This is a genomic window from Sphingomonas populi (assembly GCF_004208535.1).
Taxonomy (GTDB): Bacteria; Pseudomonadota; Alphaproteobacteria; order Sphingomonadales; family Sphingomonadaceae; genus Sphingomonas; species Sphingomonas populi.
Genome location: NZ_SGIS01000005.1, coordinates 117,471 through 131,334 on the forward strand (window position 1 = coordinate 117,471; position 13,864 = coordinate 131,334).

Below are 13,864 nucleotides of genomic sequence, written 5' to 3' on the forward strand. Positions count from 1 at the left end.
CGCCAGCTTGCGCGGCTCCGACGATCCGGTAGGACGGCGACATGACGCCTGACCTCACCGCGTTCGATTCCGCTGCGTTCATGGCCGCGTCGCGGTCGGGGCACAGCAGCTTCCTCGGCTTCGAATATCGGGCGCATGGCGCCGACTGGGCCGAACTGGCGCTGCCGTACCGCGCCGATCTGATCGGCGAGCCCGAGCGCGGCGTGCTCGCCTCCGGTCCGATCCTTGCCTTGATGGACACCGCGAGCGCGCTCGCCGTCCAGTTGAAGCTCGGCACGAGTCGCCCGCAAGCGACGCTCGACCTGCGCATCGATTACGTGCGCCCGGCCTCTCCGGGAAAGACCGTGATCGGTCGCGGCGAATGCTATTGCATCACGCGCGCGATCGCGTTCGTGCGAGGCACCGCGCATGACGGCGACCCCGACGATCCGCTCGCCAATGTCGCGGGCACCTTCATGTTCACCGATCTGTGATGGACGACATCCCCTATGCACGCTTCCTCGGCGTTGCGGCGGTCGAAGGCGATCCGACGCTGCTGACCCTGCCGTTTGCGGACATCGTGCTGGGCCGCCCCGGCTTTCTCCACGGCGGCGCGATCGGCGGCTTTCTTGAAGTCGCCGCGCTCGTGGCGCTGCGCCACGCGCTCGGCATCGAGAGCGACGCGCGGGTCAAGCCGATCAACCTGACGGTCGATTTCATGCGCGGCGGCCGCGACAAGCCGACGTTCGGGCGTGGCATCGTCACGCGGCTCGGTACGCGCGTCGCCAACGTCAACGCGACCGCGTGGCAGGACGATCCCGCCCGGCCGATCGCGGCGGCGCGGATGAACTATCTGATCGTGCGCGCATGAACCCGATCGAGGCCCTGCTCGGGACGGCGCAGGCGGCGCGGCAGGCGGGCGATCTCGCCGCCGCGATCGACCATCAGACCGTCGCGGTCGAGATGCTGCGCGGCGGCAGCAATCCGCTCGCGCTCGCCCAGGCGCTGCGCCACCGTGCCGATATGCTGATCGAGAGTGACCGCGCCGGCGATGCCGAGCAGGATTGCGCACAGGCCTTGTGGTTCTACGCGCAAGTGCCCGGTGCGCCGCCGCTCGACATCGCCAACGCGGTACGCTGCGCCGCGACTCAGGCCGAAGCGGTGGGCGATGTGACGGGCGCGATCATCCTGTGGCGCGAGGCGCGCACGCGTTACGCGGCGTTGACCGATCTGTTCGAAGCAATGACCGGCAGCGCCGCCAATCCCGGCGTCGCCGAGGCGACCGCGCGGATCGAGGCGCTGGGCGGGGAGTAATTCCGCACCCGCGCGCTCACATCACCAATGGTTTAACGCCCGCAATTCTCGCCATGCTCGCGGCGGCATTCCGCCGCCGCCTTGCGCCGCTCGCGGCCTTCCCGGGCTTCCTGCTTGCGCATCTTGCGGCCGTAATTGCGGTCGGACTCGGACTGGCTGGTCGTCGTCCAGTCAACCGCCTTCGAGGTGACGCGCACCGGCGCGGTGACGACATGCGCAACGGTGCTGACACAGCCGCCCGCGAGCAGGGGGAGGGCGGCCAGTATCAACAGCTTACGCATGAAACACTCTCACTTTTGGGCGGCGTTCCGTGCCGCCGCCCCGATATCGGGGAAGTCGGTGAAGAAGCCGTCGATGCCAAGCCGCAGATAGAGCTGAATTTCGTCAGAAAGACGGCCATGTGTTGCCGGCGTCGTGCCGGTCTTGAAGCTCGGGATCAAAAAGACGTTCTCCGCGCGGAACGTCCAGGGGTGCAGCCGCAGCCCGGCGGCATGCGCGTCGCGCACCAGCGTCGAGGGTGGGGCGTCCCCGTTCTGGATCATGTCCAGCCCCGGCCCGATGCCATATGCGTAGCGCGCGATCGCCTTGAGGCCGTCAGGGGTGGTCATCGCGGCATAGCTCGGCGCGGCATTGTCGGCGGGCGCGCCGGCCGATCCCATCAACTGGATCAGGCGGATGCCGGTCAGCGTGTGGATATGCTTGAGGTTGTTGACCTCGAACGACTGGATGAACACCGGGTCGGTCGGCTTGCTCCAGCCCGCCGTCTTCAACTGCGCGACCAGTTGGTCGTCCATCGGCAGGCCGATCGACGCGAAATAGCTCGGGTGCTTGGTCTCGGGATAGATGCCGATCGTGCGGTGCAGTTCCTTGGTCCGGCGCTTGGCGAGCGCGATCACCTCGTCGAGCGTCGGGATAGTGAATTGGCCATCAAATTTGGCGTTATCGGGCCGCAGCGACGGCAGCCGCTCCTTGGCGCGCAGCGTCTTCAACTCGGCGAGCGTGAAATCCTCGGTAAACCAGCCGGTGTGCGTCTCGCCGTCGATCACCTTGGTGGTCTTGCGCGTGGCGAACTCGGGATGGGTGGCGACATCGCTGGTGCCGGTGATGTCGTTCTCATGCCGTGCGACGAAGACCTTGTCCTTGGTCAGCACCAGATCGGGTTCGATGAAATCGGCACCCTGTTCGATCGCGAGCTCATAGGAGGCGAGCGTATGTTCGGGGCGATAGCCGCTCGCGCCGCGATGCCCGATCAGGACGATCGGCGCCTTGGGATCGAGCCGGGGCACGGAAGCATCCTGCGCGATGGCGGCGGCGGGCGCGAGCAGTAGCGTGGCCGCGACGAGCCGGGTGATCGCGGCTCGCGAAAAGCGCTGCTTTGCCGTATCAGCAGCGGAAACCATCATCATCACAGGCGTTGTCCCAAGTTCGAAGCGTCACACGCCCGCGCTGATGCAACAGGATCATGACACCTTGACGATAGACTCGTTCGCGACGCCAAACCAAGCGTGCCCGCATGGCGGATAACGATTCGGTCCTCGCCGCCGCCGCGCAGTGGCGGGGCGCACCGATGGCACTCGCCACCGTCGTCTCGACCTGGGGATCGGCACCGCGCCCGCGCGGCAGCCACATGCTCGTTCATGCCGATGGCCGGTTCGAAGGCTCGGTCTCGGGCGGCTGCGTCGAAAGCGACATCCTCGCCACCGCCGCCGAGGTGATCGCCGGCGCGCCGTTCCAGCTCAAGGATTATGGCGTCGCCGATGCCGCGGCGTGGGAGGTCGGTCTGCCATGCGGCGGGCAGATCGCGGTGCTGGTGCAGCCGGTCGGCGCGGAGGGGTTCGATCCCGAACTGTTCAACCGGATCGCCAAAGCGCGCGACGCGGGCAGGGCGCTCACCGTCACGACCGATCTCGACACCGGCCAGTCGAGCCTGCGCCCGGCGGAAGGCGCCGCGTTCGTCAACCGCTATGATCCGCCACGCCGCTTGTTGATCGTCGGTGCGGTGCAGATCGCGCAGGCTCTGTGCGGACTCGCGCGCGAACTCGGCATCGCCACAACGCTGATCGATCCGCGCGCGCGTTTCCTCACCGCCGAACGCTTTCCCGGCGTCACGCTCGACGATCGCTGGCCCGACGAGGCGATCGCCGCGCTCGCACCGGGGCCGGGGACGGCGGTGGTCACGCTCAGCCACGATACCAAGATCGACGATCCCGCGCTGATCGCCGCGCTTGCCGCGCCTACACGCTACGTCGGCGCGCTCGGCTCGCGGCGTAGCCACGCCGCCCGGCGCGAGCGGCTCGCGGCGGCGGGTGTGGCGGCCAACGACATCGATCGGATCGACGCGCCGGTCGGTATCGACATCGGCGCGATCGGCCCGGCGGAGATCGCGCTATCGATCGCAGCGGCAATGGTGAAGGCCTTCCATGATCCTGCGTGACCGACTCGTGCCCGAGCGTACCGCGCTGGTGCTGCTCGCCGCCGGCAAGTCCGAACGTTTCGGCGTGTCCGACAAGCTCGGCGCGCCGTTCCTCGGCAAGCCGCTCGGCTATCATGTCGTCACCGCGCTGGGGGCGGTGCCATTCCACGCGCGAATCGCGGTGTGCGACGGTGGCGACCTCGATTATGCCGCGCGCGGCTACCAAGTCGTCTTCAACGACCGCGCCGGGCAGGGCGTGTCCTATTCGGTACGGCTCGGCATGCAGGCGGCGCGCGCGGCCGGCTGCGACGCGGTGTTGCTGGCGCTCGCGGATATGCCGCGAGTCACGGCCGCGCACATCTACCGCCTGTTCGATGCCAGCGCGGGGGCCGAAACGGTGGTCGCCTCCAGCGATGGCAAACAGCCACGCCCGCCCGCCCTGTTTGGGGCCGCGCATTTCGACGCGCTCGAAACACTCCAGGGCGATTACGGCGCGCGCGATCTGATTCTCGCGGGAAAACACGTCGTCACCAACGCCGACGAACTCGTCGATGTCGATACCGAGGAGGAACTCGCCTACCTCCAGACCAAGTTCGGCCAAGGCCGCGCACACGCTTTCGCAAAGGACGCATGATGGCACGCATCGCGATGATCGACCGCACCGGCGGCCCTGAGGTGATCGGCTGGCATGACGTGACGCTGCCCGAGCCCGCGGCGGGGGAGGTGCGGATGCGCAACACCGCCGTCGGCCTCAACTTCATCGACACCTATCATCGCAGCGGGCTGTACCCGGTCGATCTGCCCGCCGGGCTTGGCAGCGAAGCGGCCGGCGTGGTCGAGGCGGTCGGCGCGGACGTCAGCGGTTTCGCGCCGGGGGACCGCGTCGCCACGTTCGGCCCGACGCGCGGTGCCTATGCCACCGAGCGCAACCTGCCGGCGCGAGACCTCTTCAAACTGCCCGACGCCGTCGACGATCGCACCGCCGCCGCGCTGATGCTCAAGGGCTGCACCACCGAGTTTCTGGTCGAGCGCTGCGCCAAGGTGCGTGCCGGCCAGCCCGTGCTGGTTCATGCCGGCGCAGGCGGCGTCGGCCAGTTGCTGTGCGGCTGGTTGAAGGCGATCGGCGCGACGGTGATCGCGACCGTCGGCACCGAGGACAAGATCGAGACCGCCAAGGCCGCCGGCGCCGCCCACGTCATCCTCTACAAGCAGGTCGATACCGCCAAGGCGGTGCGCGAGATCGTCGCCGAGGGCGTCGCCGTGACCTTCGATGGCGTCGGCAAGGCAACCTGGGAAGCCTCGCTCGCCGCGACCGCGCGACGCGGGCTGGTGGTCAGCTTCGGCAATGCCAGCGGCGCGGTCGATGGCGTCAATCTCGGCGTGCTGGCGCGCAGCGGTTCGCTGTTCGTCAGCCGGCCGACGCTGTTCGATTATTATGTCACGCCCGAAGAACGCGGCGCCGGAGTCGCACGTATGTTCGAGATGCTGGAGCGCGGCGCGATCGCCGCCAATATCGGCCAGACGTTTGCGCTGGAGGATGTCGCCGACGCCCATCGCGCGCTCGAAGCGGGGGCGACCAAGGGCGCGACGATCTTGCTGCCCTGAGCCGGTATCGACGCGGCCATAAAAAAGGGCCTGGCGCGATGCCAGGCCCTAAGGTTTTGTCCAGGGAGCACCCGGAACGACTCGACCCCCGTCGTAACGGGTATAGGTAAAAGCGTCGGTATCGCGCGCGGCCGGCGGAAAAGCCGGGACGCCCGCGATGCAGATTACATCGCGTTCGCGGTCATCGCATTTGCGTCCACAACGTTCGCGTCGTCAACGGTGGTCATGTTCGACTCTTCGACGACCGTGTCATTGCTGACGATCGTGTCGTTCGAAACTTCGGTCTTCGGGGTGCAAGCAGCGGCACCCAGAGCGGCAGCGGCGATCAGCGACATCGTGACGAACTTCTTCATGGACGTTTCTCCCATAGTTGGTCAGGCCTTTGCCTGGGCAACCCTAGTGTTACCCCTCCCCGGCCCTGAATGTCCGAGTGCCTTATGAAAGAAAGCCGATACGATTGGTAGGGAAATCGCGCGCGAGTCGCGTCGATTCCGTAATGATCTGGCGGCAGTTCGTCGCAAAAGTGGCGATTTTGGGTCAATCTGGCTGACACAAGCCGCGACTCGGCGCGTTTGCCCGAACTGCGTAGCGCAGGTTCAGCCGCGATACAGCGCGTCGAGCCGCTCGCCATACACCTCGCGCAGGACGTGACGGCGGACCTTGAGCGACGGCGTGAGCTGCCCGTTCTCGATGCTGAACGGCTCTTCCGCCAGCACGTACCGGCGGACGCGCTCGATCACCGACAGATCGCGATTCACCCGCTCGACCGCGTGACCGATGATCGTGCGATATTCACTGTTTTCCGCCAGCCGCACGAAATTGCACGGGTCGCCGTTGGCCGCGCACCATTGCTGGGTCCATTCGGGATCGGGCACGAGCAGCGCCACCATATAGGGCCGGCGATCACCATAGATCATCGCCTGCGCGATCTCGGGCTGGAGCGTCAGCATCCCCTCGACCCGCTGCGGCGCGACATTGTCGCCCTTGTCGTTGACGATGATGTCCTTCTTGCGATCGGTGATCTTGATGCGTCCCTTTGCATCGATCAGCCCGATGTCGCCGGTGTGCAGCCAGCCATTCTGGAGGACGCGCGCGCTCTCCTCGGGGTTGCGCCAATAGCCGTGCATGACGAGCTCGCCGCGCACGAGAATCTCGCCGTCTTCGGCGATCCGCACTTCGGTATTGGCGAGGGGAGGGCCGACCGTGTCCATCTGGAGGCCGACCGATGGCCGGTTGCACGATACCACCGGCGCCGATTCGGTCTGGCCATAGCCTTGCATCAGGGTGAGGCCGAGCGAATCGAAGAACACCCCCACTTCCGGGGTCAGCGGCGCCCCGCCCGAAACCATCGCCTTGAGCCGTCCACCGAACCGCTTGGCGATCTTCGGGCGTAACGTCGCGCCGATCAGCAGATCGACCGGCTTGTCGAGTACGCTCGATTCGCCGCGATAGCGTTTGGTGCCGATCGCCACGGCGCGGTCGAGCAGCCAGGGCGCAACGCCGCCTTGCTTCTCGATTTCCTTGGTGATGCGCGCGCGCAGCACTTCGAACAGCCGGGGCACGACCACCATGATCGTCGGGCGCGCCTCGGAGATGTTGGCGGCGAGCTTTTCGATGCCCTCGGCATAATAGATCTGCCCGCCCAGCCCGATCGGCAGATGCTGGCCGGCGGTATGCTCATACGCATGGCTGAGCGGGAGGAACGACAGGAACACCTCATCGTCCCAACCGAAATCCTCGGAAATGATCGCCGACGTGGCGGCGACATTGTGCAGGATCGCGCCGTGATGCTGCATCACTCCGCGCGGCGCGCCGCCGGTGCCGCTGGTGTAGATGATGCACGCGGTATCCTCGCGCTTCGCGGTCGCGGCGATCGTCTCGGGGCCGCAGGCGTGCGCGGCGATCACATCCGCCCAGCGATGGAAATCGAGTGCGCCGGGCTGGCCGGGGCGGATGTCCTCGATGCCGATCACCGCGCGAACCGTGCTCGACCGGATCGCTGCTGGCAGCAATGTGCGCGCCAGCTTCGCGCTCGACACGATCACCGCGCTCGCGCCCGAATTCTCGATGATATGGAGGTGATCGCGCTCGGTATTGGTGGTGTAGGCGGGCACGGTGATGCAGCCTGCGGCCATGATCGCGAGGTCGCTGATGCACCATTCCGGGCGATTCTCGGACACGAGCATCACCCGGTCACCCGGCTTGAGCCCGATCGCTTTCAGTCCTGCGGTCAGGCTCGCGACATGCTCGGCCACCACGCGCCATGAGATCGGCACCCAGTTGCCGGCCTCTTTGTGCCAGAGGAACGGCGCGTCGCCCTTGTCCGCCGCGCGTGCGAGAAACATCGCGACCAGATTGGGAAAATGTTCGAGCCTGCGCATCCCCTGCTCCCGCTGGCTCCTGAATGGGCCGTCTTGTCCTACCTATACCGCCGCCGTGGGTTCCATCTCAAAGCATTATTCGTGGGCACCGTTGAGTTCGTTGGTGCGCCGCGCGATCTTGGTCACGCTGCCGTCCGTCGATACCGCGACGCCCTCGCTGCGCGGATCGGCCGCGCCGACCCAGGCGGTTCCGACGCGCTCGACCGCATTGGCCTTGAGGCCGAGCGGCCCGACCTTGGCGTCCTCGCCGAGCGCCTGCAACGCCGGCACCATCGCCGCCAGTTCGGTGCCCGCCTCGACCACTGCGCTTTTTCCCGGCGCGTAGATCAGCCCCATCGCGATCGCATCCTGCGCGGAGAGCTTCCAATCGACCACGCCGACGATTGCCTTCGCCACCTGCGCGATGATCGTCGATCCGCCCGCCGCGCCGATCGCGAGCCGGACCTTGCCGTCCGGGCCGTAGACGATCGTCGGCGACATCGAGCTGCGCGGCCGCTTGCCGCCCTCGACCCGGTTGGCGACGAGATATCCGTCCTTCTCGGGTACGATGTCGAAGTCGGTCAGTTCGTTGTTGAGCCACACGCCGTCGACCGAAATCCCTGAGCCGAAATAGCCGTCGATCGTCGTCGTCACCTGAATCACATTGCCGTTGGCGTCGGCGGCGGCGAGGTCGCTGGTGCCGGGCACTTCGCTCAACGGCGCGCGGATGCGCTTGGGCGCGCCTGCCGGCAGGCCAGGTTCGATCGTGGCGAGGCTATGCTCGGGCGAGATCAGCGCCGAGCGCGCGGCGATATATTTGGCATCGAGCAAGCCCGCGATCGGCACCTGCACATAATCGGGATCGCCGACGTACATGTCGCGATCGGCATAGGCGAGCCGCGAGCTTTCGGCGAACAGGTGCCACGCCACCGGCGACGCGCGCCCGAGCTTCGCCATGTCGAAGCGTTCGAGCTGCTTGAGGATCATCAGCACCGAGATCCCGCCTGAGGAGGGCGGACCCATCCCGCAGATCTTGTAGCGGCGATAGGTTCCGCAGATCGACGTGCGATCCTTGACGTCATACGTGGCGAGATCGCCGAGCGTCATCTTCGAACGGTTGCGCTCGGCGCCGTTCACCGCCGCGACGATCTTCTGCGCCATCGGCCCGGTATAGAGACTGTCGGCGCCGTGCTGCGCGATGCTCTCGAACAGCGTCGCCTGTTCGGCGTTCTTGAACACCGAACCGACCGCGACGGCATGGCCATCGGGCGTGAACAGATGCGCGCGGCCCCACGCCTCGACGTGCCGGCCATAGAGTTCGAGGCCGTTGTGCATGCGCGGCGAAACCACGAACCCATCGCGCGCATACCGAATCGCGGGCGCGAACAGCGTCGCCCAGGGCAGTTTGCCGTAGCGCCGGTGCGCCAGTGCCATCATCCGCAGATTGCCCGGCACGCCGGCGCTACGCCCGCCCGGATACGCATCACGGAGGCTCAGCGGCTTGCCATCGTCACCGTAAAACCATTTCGCATCGGCGGCATGCGGCGCCGTCTCGCGTCCGTCGAGCGTGATGGTCTTGCCGCTCCTGGCGTCGTGATAGACCATGAAACTGCCGCCGCCGATTCCCGAATTCTGCGGTTCGACCACGTTGAGCACGAGCATCGTCGCGATCGCCGCATCGGTGGCGGTGCCGCCTTGTTTGAGGATTTCGGCCCCGGCGGCTGCGGCACGCGGATCGGCGGCGGAGACGATGCCGGTCGCAGGCGCTTTCGCGGCGATCGGCATGGGGGTGAGGACAAGGGCGAGCGCGACCAGGACTTTTTTCATCGGGTTCGAAACGTAACGTGCTTTGCCTTAGGGGCAAGCCGCTTTCTGCTGCGATTGCGAACGCGTGTTAGGCGGCGCCGACCGCGTCCGCGACACTGGCGTGGCCATCGCGCGCGAGCAGCGCCGACAACTCGCGGCACAGTCGGCGCGGCAGGCCCGGCCCCTCGAACACCAGCGCCGAATAGAGCTGCACGAGGCTGGCCCCGGCGAGGATGCGGCGATACGCCTCCGCCCCGGTGCCGATCCCGCCTGCCGAGATCAGCGGCAACGCGCCGCCGGTGGCCTTGCGGAAATCGGCGAGCCGGGTGCGCGCGAGCGGGGCGAGCGGCGCGCCCGACAGCCCGCCGGCTTCGCTCTTCAACGCGGAGGTCAGCCCGAAGGGACGCTCGATCGTGGTGTTGTTGACGATCAGCGCGTCGATCCGGTGTTCAATCGCAGCGCGCGCGATTGCGTCGATCGCCGGCAGGTCGAGATCGGGTGCGACCTTGAGAAACAGCGGCGGCTGCTTGCCCGGTCCGCGCCGCGCTTCGTCGGCGGCGGCGAGCAGTTCGGCGAGCGCGCTGCCATGCTGGAGATCGCGCAAGCCCGGCGTGTTGGGCGAGCTGATGTTGATCGTGATATAATCCGCCACCGCCGCCGCGCGCGAGACGCCGTGGACGTAGTCCGCGACGCGATCGGTCGCGTCCTTGTTGGCGCCGACGTTGATGCCGAGCACGCCTGCGCGCTTCGCCCGTGCGGCGCGTGGCAGCGCGGCGTCGATGCCGCCGTTGTTGAACCCCATGCGGTTGACCACCGCTTTGTCCTCGACCAGCCGGAACAGCCGCGGGCGCGGGTTGCCGGCCTGCGGAAGCGGCGTCAGCGTGCCGATTTCGACGCTGCCGAAACCCAGCCCGAAAAAGCCGTCGATCGCGTGGCCGTCCTTGTCGACCCCTGCCGCCAGCCCGAGCGGCGTCGCGAAGTCCAGCCCTGCGACGCGCGTGGCCAGTCGCGGATCGCGCACCACCCCGCCGAACGGCGCGCCGACCGAGCCCCATGCGGCGAGCGCGTCGATCGTCAGCCCATGCGCGCGCTCGCCATCGAGCGCGAAGAGCAAGGGGCGAGCTGCGGAAAAGATCATATCGCCTGATGGCACCGCGCTGCGCAGCCGTCAAAAGCCAAAGATACCACCGAAGCGGTGATTTTATTGATCCGTATCGGATATAAAATTTCTCGACCCAATAGGCTTGTCGCATTCGTCCAAGACGCCGCCGTGCCGCTCTGCTCAAAGGGGCTTGCGACCCAAGGGGTTCTCGGACCGGGAACCCTACACCTTCATGGCCCGGCTGGTTTACCAGCCGGGCCACTTTTCATTCTGGGCCGTTAACGCTAGCGCTTCGCACAACGAAGCGGGGGCGCATCAATGACAGAGATCAGGCTGGACTATTCGGTCCCGGTGGAAGACGTCGCCGAATTCGTGACGTTGTTCTATCATTTCCACGCCGATCTCGCCGTGTTCGAGGATACCGAACGCGCCGACCATGCGCAGATCCGCTTCCGCCTCAGCGCGCGCCACGCCGAATATCGCATGCCCGACGGCAGCGTGCAGGACGCCGCCGACGTCCACGTCATCGGCCCGACCAGCGGCGCGTGGAAGGTGCGCGCCGAGGGTCCGGTTGAGGTGTTCGGCATGGGGCTGACCCCGGCGGGCTGGGCGGCGATGATCGGCGACGACGCTTCGACGATGATGAACCGCGTTATCGACGCGACGACGCTGTTCGGCGCGGCGCGCCTGCGCGACGCGACGGCGGCGCTACGCGCGACCGCTGACCCGGCCGCGCGCGTCACGATCGGCGAGGCGCTGGTGCGCGATCTCGTCAAGACCGGCGACGCCGGCGCGCGGCGCTTCGTGCGGCAAGTCGACGGCTGGCTGTCGGCGAGTCCGTCACCCGAGATGGATGTCCTGGTCGATCTCGCCGCGCTGTCGCGCCGTCAGGTCGAGCGCAAATGCAAGGCGCTGTACGGCGTTCCGCCCAAGCTGCTCGCGCGCAAATACCGCGCCTTGCGCGCCGCGAGCGCGATGCTCGCCACCGGGGAACCGCTCGACGACGTACTCGAACGCGGCTTTTACGATCAGTCGCACATGATCCGCGAGATCAAGCAGTTCACCGGCCTTACGCCGGGCCAGATCAAGGACGAGGCCACGACGCTCTCGCGCATGACGATCACCCAGCGCTCGGCGCTCGGCGGTCAAGTCAGTCCGCTCATCAGCGATACGTAATGCCGCCGTCGCCCCGGCGCAGGCCGGGGCCGTTGCGTGTTCGGGCACCCGGCCCGCCAGCCGCACAGCGGCCCCGGCCTGCGCCGGGGCGACGACCTTACACCGTGAAACTCTCGCCGCAGCCGCACGCGCCCTTGGCATTGGGGTTCGCGAACACGAAGCCCGCCGCGAAATCGTCCTCGACCCAGTCCATCCGGCTGCCGATCAGATACAGGATCGATCCGCCATCGACGAACAGGGTGCCGCCGGGCGTGTCGATCCGCTCGTCGAACGGCTTGGCTTCGGTGACGTAATCGACCGAATAGGCCAGCCCCGAACAGCCACGTCGCGGCGTCGACAGCTTGACGCCGATCGCCCCCTCGGGCGCCTTGGCCATCAGATCGGCGATCCGCGCCTCCGCCGACTCGGTCAGGTTGAGCGCCGCCGGGCGCACGCGCGTAGCCATCACAACATTCCCAGTTCGAGCTTGGCGTCGTCGCTCATCTTCTGCGGGTCCCACGCCGGGTCCCACACCAGATTGACCTCGGCCGATCCGATCCCCGGCACCGCGCCGACGCGCATTTCGACCTCGCCCGGCATCGATTCGGCGACCGGGCAGTGCGGCGTCGTCAGCGTCATCGTCACGACGGCGTGGCCTTCGGTCGTCACCTCGACGCCGTAGATGAGGCCCAGATCGTAGATGTTGACCGGGATCTCGGGATCGTAGATTTCCTTGAGCGCCTCGATCACGCCTTCGTACAGCGCGCCGCCCGGCTCACCGGGCGCATCGCCTGCGGGTTTCTGCGACAGGAAGCCTTCGAGATAGTCGCGCTGGCGCGGTTCGGCCGGGACATCGTCCACGCGCGCGCGGGGCGGCGTTTCGACCGCATCGACCTGTTCCACCGCGATTCTGCCCTGTTCGTTCATCCGAAGATCCTCGTAACTCTCTCGATGCCCTTTACCAGCGCGTCGATATCCTGCGGGCCGTTATACACCCCGAAGCTCGCCCGCGCCGTCGCCGGCACGCCGAGCATTTCCATCAGCGGCTGCGCGCAATGATGCCCGGCGCGGATCGCGACCCGGCTCTCGTCCAAGATGGTGCCGATGTCGTGCGGATGCACCCCCTCGATGCTGAACGAGACGATTCCCGCCGCATCTTCCGGGCCGTAAAGCGTCACCGAGTTGATGCCGTGGAGCGCGTCGCGCGTCTGCCGCACCAAAGCGGTCTCATGCGCGTGGATCGCCTCCAGCCCGATCGCCTCGACATAGTCGATCGCGGCATGCAGCCCGAGCGCACCGACGATATGCGGGGTGCCGGCCTCGAACCGGGTCGGCGGCGGCGCATAGGTGGTGCGTTCGAACGTCACCCGGTCGATCATCGAGCCGCCGCCCTGATAGGGCGGCATCGCCTCCAGCAACTCCGCGCGGCCCCACAACACGCCGATCCCGGTCGGCCCATAAAGCTTGTGACCTGAGAAGACGTAGAAATCGCAGCCAATCTCGGCGACATCGACGGGCAGGCGCGGCACCGCCTGACAGCCGTCGATCAGAATCTTCGCCCCGACCGAATGCGCGATCTCGGTCGCGCGCTTGGCATCGAGCACCGAGCCGAGCACGTTCGAGACATGCGCGAGCGCGACGAGCTTGTGCTCGGGCCGGATCATCGCCGCCATCGCATCGAGATCGATACGGTGATCGTGCGTCAGCGGCACCACGTCGATCGCGGCGCCGACCGTCTCGGCGGCCATTTGCCACGGCACGATATTGCTGTGATGTTCGAGCATCGACAGCAGGATGCGGTCGCCCGGCTTGAGCTGCTCGCGCGCCCAGCACGTCGCGACGAGGTTGATCCCCTCGGTCGCGCCGCGCACGAAGACGATCTCGTTCTCTGCGGCCCCGATGAATCCCGCCACGCGCCGCCGAGCCGCCTCGTATGCGAGCGTCATGTCGGCGCTGCGCTGATACACGCCGCGATGCACGGTGGCGTAGGTGGTGTCATAACCGCGCGCGATGGCATCGATCACGAGCTGCGGCTTCTGCGCGGTCGCTGCAGTGTCGAGATAGGCCCAGCCGTCAGGAATCGCGGGGAAGTCCGCGACGACGTCGAGCGGGCGAGAGGAGGTGAGCACA

General features: G+C 67.2%; 16 protein-coding genes. 7 read left to right on the forward strand and 9 right to left on the reverse strand.

The window, feature by feature from the left end:
- The first annotated feature begins 41 nt into the window (after positions 1-41).
- Genes EWE75_RS04915 through EWE75_RS04925 form a run of 3 tightly spaced genes read left to right on the forward strand, consistent with a single transcriptional unit; the run spans position 42 to position 1,293 of the window.
- Positions 42-473, forward strand: a complete 432-nt coding sequence (locus EWE75_RS04915) for a PaaI family thioesterase (RefSeq protein ID WP_130155574.1) — start codon at positions 42-44, stop codon at positions 471-473.
- Positions 473-850 (forward strand): PaaI family thioesterase, encoded by a 378-nt coding sequence (locus EWE75_RS04920; protein WP_130155575.1) that lies wholly within the window; start codon positions 473-475, stop codon positions 848-850. Before EWE75_RS04915 ends, EWE75_RS04920 begins: the two co-directional genes overlap by 1 nt.
- Positions 847-1,293, forward strand: a complete 447-nt coding sequence (locus EWE75_RS04925; protein WP_130155576.1) for a hypothetical protein — start codon at positions 847-849, stop codon at positions 1,291-1,293. The genes EWE75_RS04920 and EWE75_RS04925 overlap by 4 nt, the downstream gene beginning before the upstream one ends.
- A gap of 32 nt (positions 1,294-1,325) precedes the next feature.
- Here the strand turns inward: EWE75_RS04925 and EWE75_RS04930 are convergent, their stop codons facing one another.
- A complete protein-coding gene (locus EWE75_RS04930) occupies positions 1,326-1,574 on the reverse strand; it encodes a hypothetical protein (RefSeq protein ID WP_130155577.1) in 249 nt (82 codons plus the stop codon).
- A 9-nt stretch (positions 1,575-1,583) separates the two neighbouring features.
- Entirely contained in the window at positions 1,584-2,696 is a 1,113-nt protein-coding gene (locus EWE75_RS04935; RefSeq protein WP_231708223.1) for a glycerophosphodiester phosphodiesterase, read from the reverse strand.
- Between the two features lie 110 nt (positions 2,697-2,806).
- Here EWE75_RS04935 and EWE75_RS04940 point away from each other — a divergent pair, with 110 nt between their 5' ends.
- The 3 genes from EWE75_RS04940 to EWE75_RS04950 are packed head-to-tail and all read left to right on the forward strand — an operon-like array spanning position 2,807 to position 5,311.
- Complete coding sequence (locus tag EWE75_RS04940; RefSeq protein ID WP_130155578.1) at positions 2,807-3,727, forward strand: XdhC family protein; 921 nt, start codon at positions 2,807-2,809, stop codon at positions 3,725-3,727.
- The gene (locus EWE75_RS04945; protein WP_130155579.1) at positions 3,714-4,340 is read left to right on the forward strand and encodes a nucleotidyltransferase family protein; all 627 of its coding nucleotides are present in this window, start codon (positions 3,714-3,716) and stop codon (positions 4,338-4,340) included. The genes EWE75_RS04940 and EWE75_RS04945 overlap by 14 nt, the downstream gene beginning before the upstream one ends.
- Positions 4,340-5,311, forward strand: coding sequence for a quinone oxidoreductase family protein (locus EWE75_RS04950; RefSeq protein WP_206364684.1), 972 nt, complete (start codon positions 4,340-4,342; stop codon positions 5,309-5,311). The genes EWE75_RS04945 and EWE75_RS04950 overlap by 1 nt, the downstream gene beginning before the upstream one ends.
- Before the next feature lie 164 nt (positions 5,312-5,475).
- On the opposite strand, the gene EWE75_RS04955 is transcribed toward EWE75_RS04950, so the two are convergent.
- The 4 genes from EWE75_RS04955 to EWE75_RS04970 form a co-directional block, all read right to left on the reverse strand.
- Entirely contained in the window at positions 5,476-5,664 is a 189-nt protein-coding gene (locus tag EWE75_RS04955; protein ID WP_130155581.1) for a hypothetical protein, read from the reverse strand.
- Positions 5,665-5,907: 243 nt separating this feature from the next.
- Positions 5,908-7,692: an AMP-dependent synthetase/ligase gene (locus EWE75_RS04960; RefSeq protein ID WP_130155582.1), complete on the reverse strand. Its 1,785-nt coding sequence runs from the start codon at positions 7,690-7,692 to the stop codon at positions 5,908-5,910.
- A gap of 75 nt (positions 7,693-7,767) precedes the next feature.
- Positions 7,768-9,498, reverse strand: coding sequence for a gamma-glutamyltransferase (gene ggt, locus EWE75_RS04965; RefSeq protein ID WP_130155583.1), 1,731 nt, complete (start codon positions 9,496-9,498; stop codon positions 7,768-7,770).
- Positions 9,499-9,565: 67 nt separating this feature from the next.
- A complete protein-coding gene (locus EWE75_RS04970; RefSeq protein ID WP_130155584.1) occupies positions 9,566-10,615 on the reverse strand; it encodes a quinone-dependent dihydroorotate dehydrogenase in 1,050 nt (349 codons plus the stop codon).
- A gap of 282 nt (positions 10,616-10,897) precedes the next feature.
- Between EWE75_RS04970 and EWE75_RS04975 the strand changes: the two genes are divergently transcribed.
- Complete coding sequence (locus EWE75_RS04975; protein WP_130155585.1) at positions 10,898-11,755, forward strand: helix-turn-helix domain-containing protein; 858 nt, start codon at positions 10,898-10,900, stop codon at positions 11,753-11,755.
- A gap of 97 nt (positions 11,756-11,852) precedes the next feature.
- Here EWE75_RS04975 and EWE75_RS04980 read toward each other — a convergent pair whose 3' ends face one another.
- The 3 genes from EWE75_RS04980 to EWE75_RS04990 are packed head-to-tail and all read right to left on the reverse strand — an operon-like array spanning position 11,853 to position 13,863.
- On the reverse strand, positions 11,853-12,200 hold the full coding sequence (locus EWE75_RS04980) for a HesB/IscA family protein (RefSeq protein ID WP_130155586.1): 348 nt from the start codon (positions 12,198-12,200) through the stop codon (positions 11,853-11,855).
- Positions 12,200-12,661: an SUF system Fe-S cluster assembly protein gene (locus tag EWE75_RS04985; protein WP_130155587.1), complete on the reverse strand. Its 462-nt coding sequence runs from the start codon at positions 12,659-12,661 to the stop codon at positions 12,200-12,202. Before EWE75_RS04985 ends, EWE75_RS04980 begins: the two co-directional genes overlap by 1 nt.
- A complete protein-coding gene (locus EWE75_RS04990) occupies positions 12,658-13,863 on the reverse strand; it encodes a cysteine desulfurase (protein WP_427915771.1) in 1,206 nt (401 codons plus the stop codon). Before EWE75_RS04990 ends, EWE75_RS04985 begins: the two co-directional genes overlap by 4 nt.
- Position 13,864: the final 1 nt, after the last annotated feature.

What these genes read in the sequence shown, in the direction of transcription:
- EWE75_RS04970 (WP_130155584.1), bottom strand. Translation starts at nt 10,615, where the DNA reads ATGATCTTTTCCGCAGCTCGCCCCTTGCTCTTCGCGCTCGATGGCGAG.
- EWE75_RS04920 (WP_130155575.1), top strand. Translation starts at nt 473, where the DNA reads ATGGACGACATCCCCTATGCACGCTTCCTCGGCGTTGCGGCGGTCGAA.
- EWE75_RS04925 (WP_130155576.1), top strand. Translation starts at nt 847, where the DNA reads ATGAACCCGATCGAGGCCCTGCTCGGGACGGCGCAGGCGGCGCGGCAG.
- EWE75_RS04940 (WP_130155578.1), top strand. Translation starts at nt 2,807, where the DNA reads ATGGCGGATAACGATTCGGTCCTCGCCGCCGCCGCGCAGTGGCGGGGC.
- EWE75_RS04945 (WP_130155579.1), top strand. Translation starts at nt 3,714, where the DNA reads ATGATCCTGCGTGACCGACTCGTGCCCGAGCGTACCGCGCTGGTGCTG.
- EWE75_RS04955 (WP_130155581.1), bottom strand. Translation starts at nt 5,664, where the DNA reads ATGAAGAAGTTCGTCACGATGTCGCTGATCGCCGCTGCCGCTCTGGGT.
- EWE75_RS04985 (WP_130155587.1), bottom strand. Translation starts at nt 12,661, where the DNA reads ATGAACGAACAGGGCAGAATCGCGGTGGAACAGGTCGATGCGGTCGAA.
- EWE75_RS04935 (WP_231708223.1), bottom strand. Translation starts at nt 2,696, where the DNA reads ATGATGGTTTCCGCTGCTGATACGGCAAAGCAGCGCTTTTCGCGAGCC.
- EWE75_RS04930 (WP_130155577.1), bottom strand. Translation starts at nt 1,574, where the DNA reads ATGCGTAAGCTGTTGATACTGGCCGCCCTCCCCCTGCTCGCGGGCGGC.
- EWE75_RS04950 (WP_206364684.1), top strand. Translation starts at nt 4,340, where the DNA reads ATGGCACGCATCGCGATGATCGACCGCACCGGCGGCCCTGAGGTGATC.
- EWE75_RS04960 (WP_130155582.1), bottom strand. Translation starts at nt 7,692, where the DNA reads ATGCGCAGGCTCGAACATTTTCCCAATCTGGTCGCGATGTTTCTCGCA.
- EWE75_RS04915 (WP_130155574.1), top strand. Translation starts at nt 42, where the DNA reads ATGACGCCTGACCTCACCGCGTTCGATTCCGCTGCGTTCATGGCCGCG.
- ggt (WP_130155583.1), bottom strand. Translation starts at nt 9,498, where the DNA reads ATGAAAAAAGTCCTGGTCGCGCTCGCCCTTGTCCTCACCCCCATGCCG.
- EWE75_RS04975 (WP_130155585.1), top strand. Translation starts at nt 10,898, where the DNA reads ATGACAGAGATCAGGCTGGACTATTCGGTCCCGGTGGAAGACGTCGCC.
- EWE75_RS04980 (WP_130155586.1), bottom strand. Translation starts at nt 12,200, where the DNA reads ATGGCTACGCGCGTGCGCCCGGCGGCGCTCAACCTGACCGAGTCGGCG.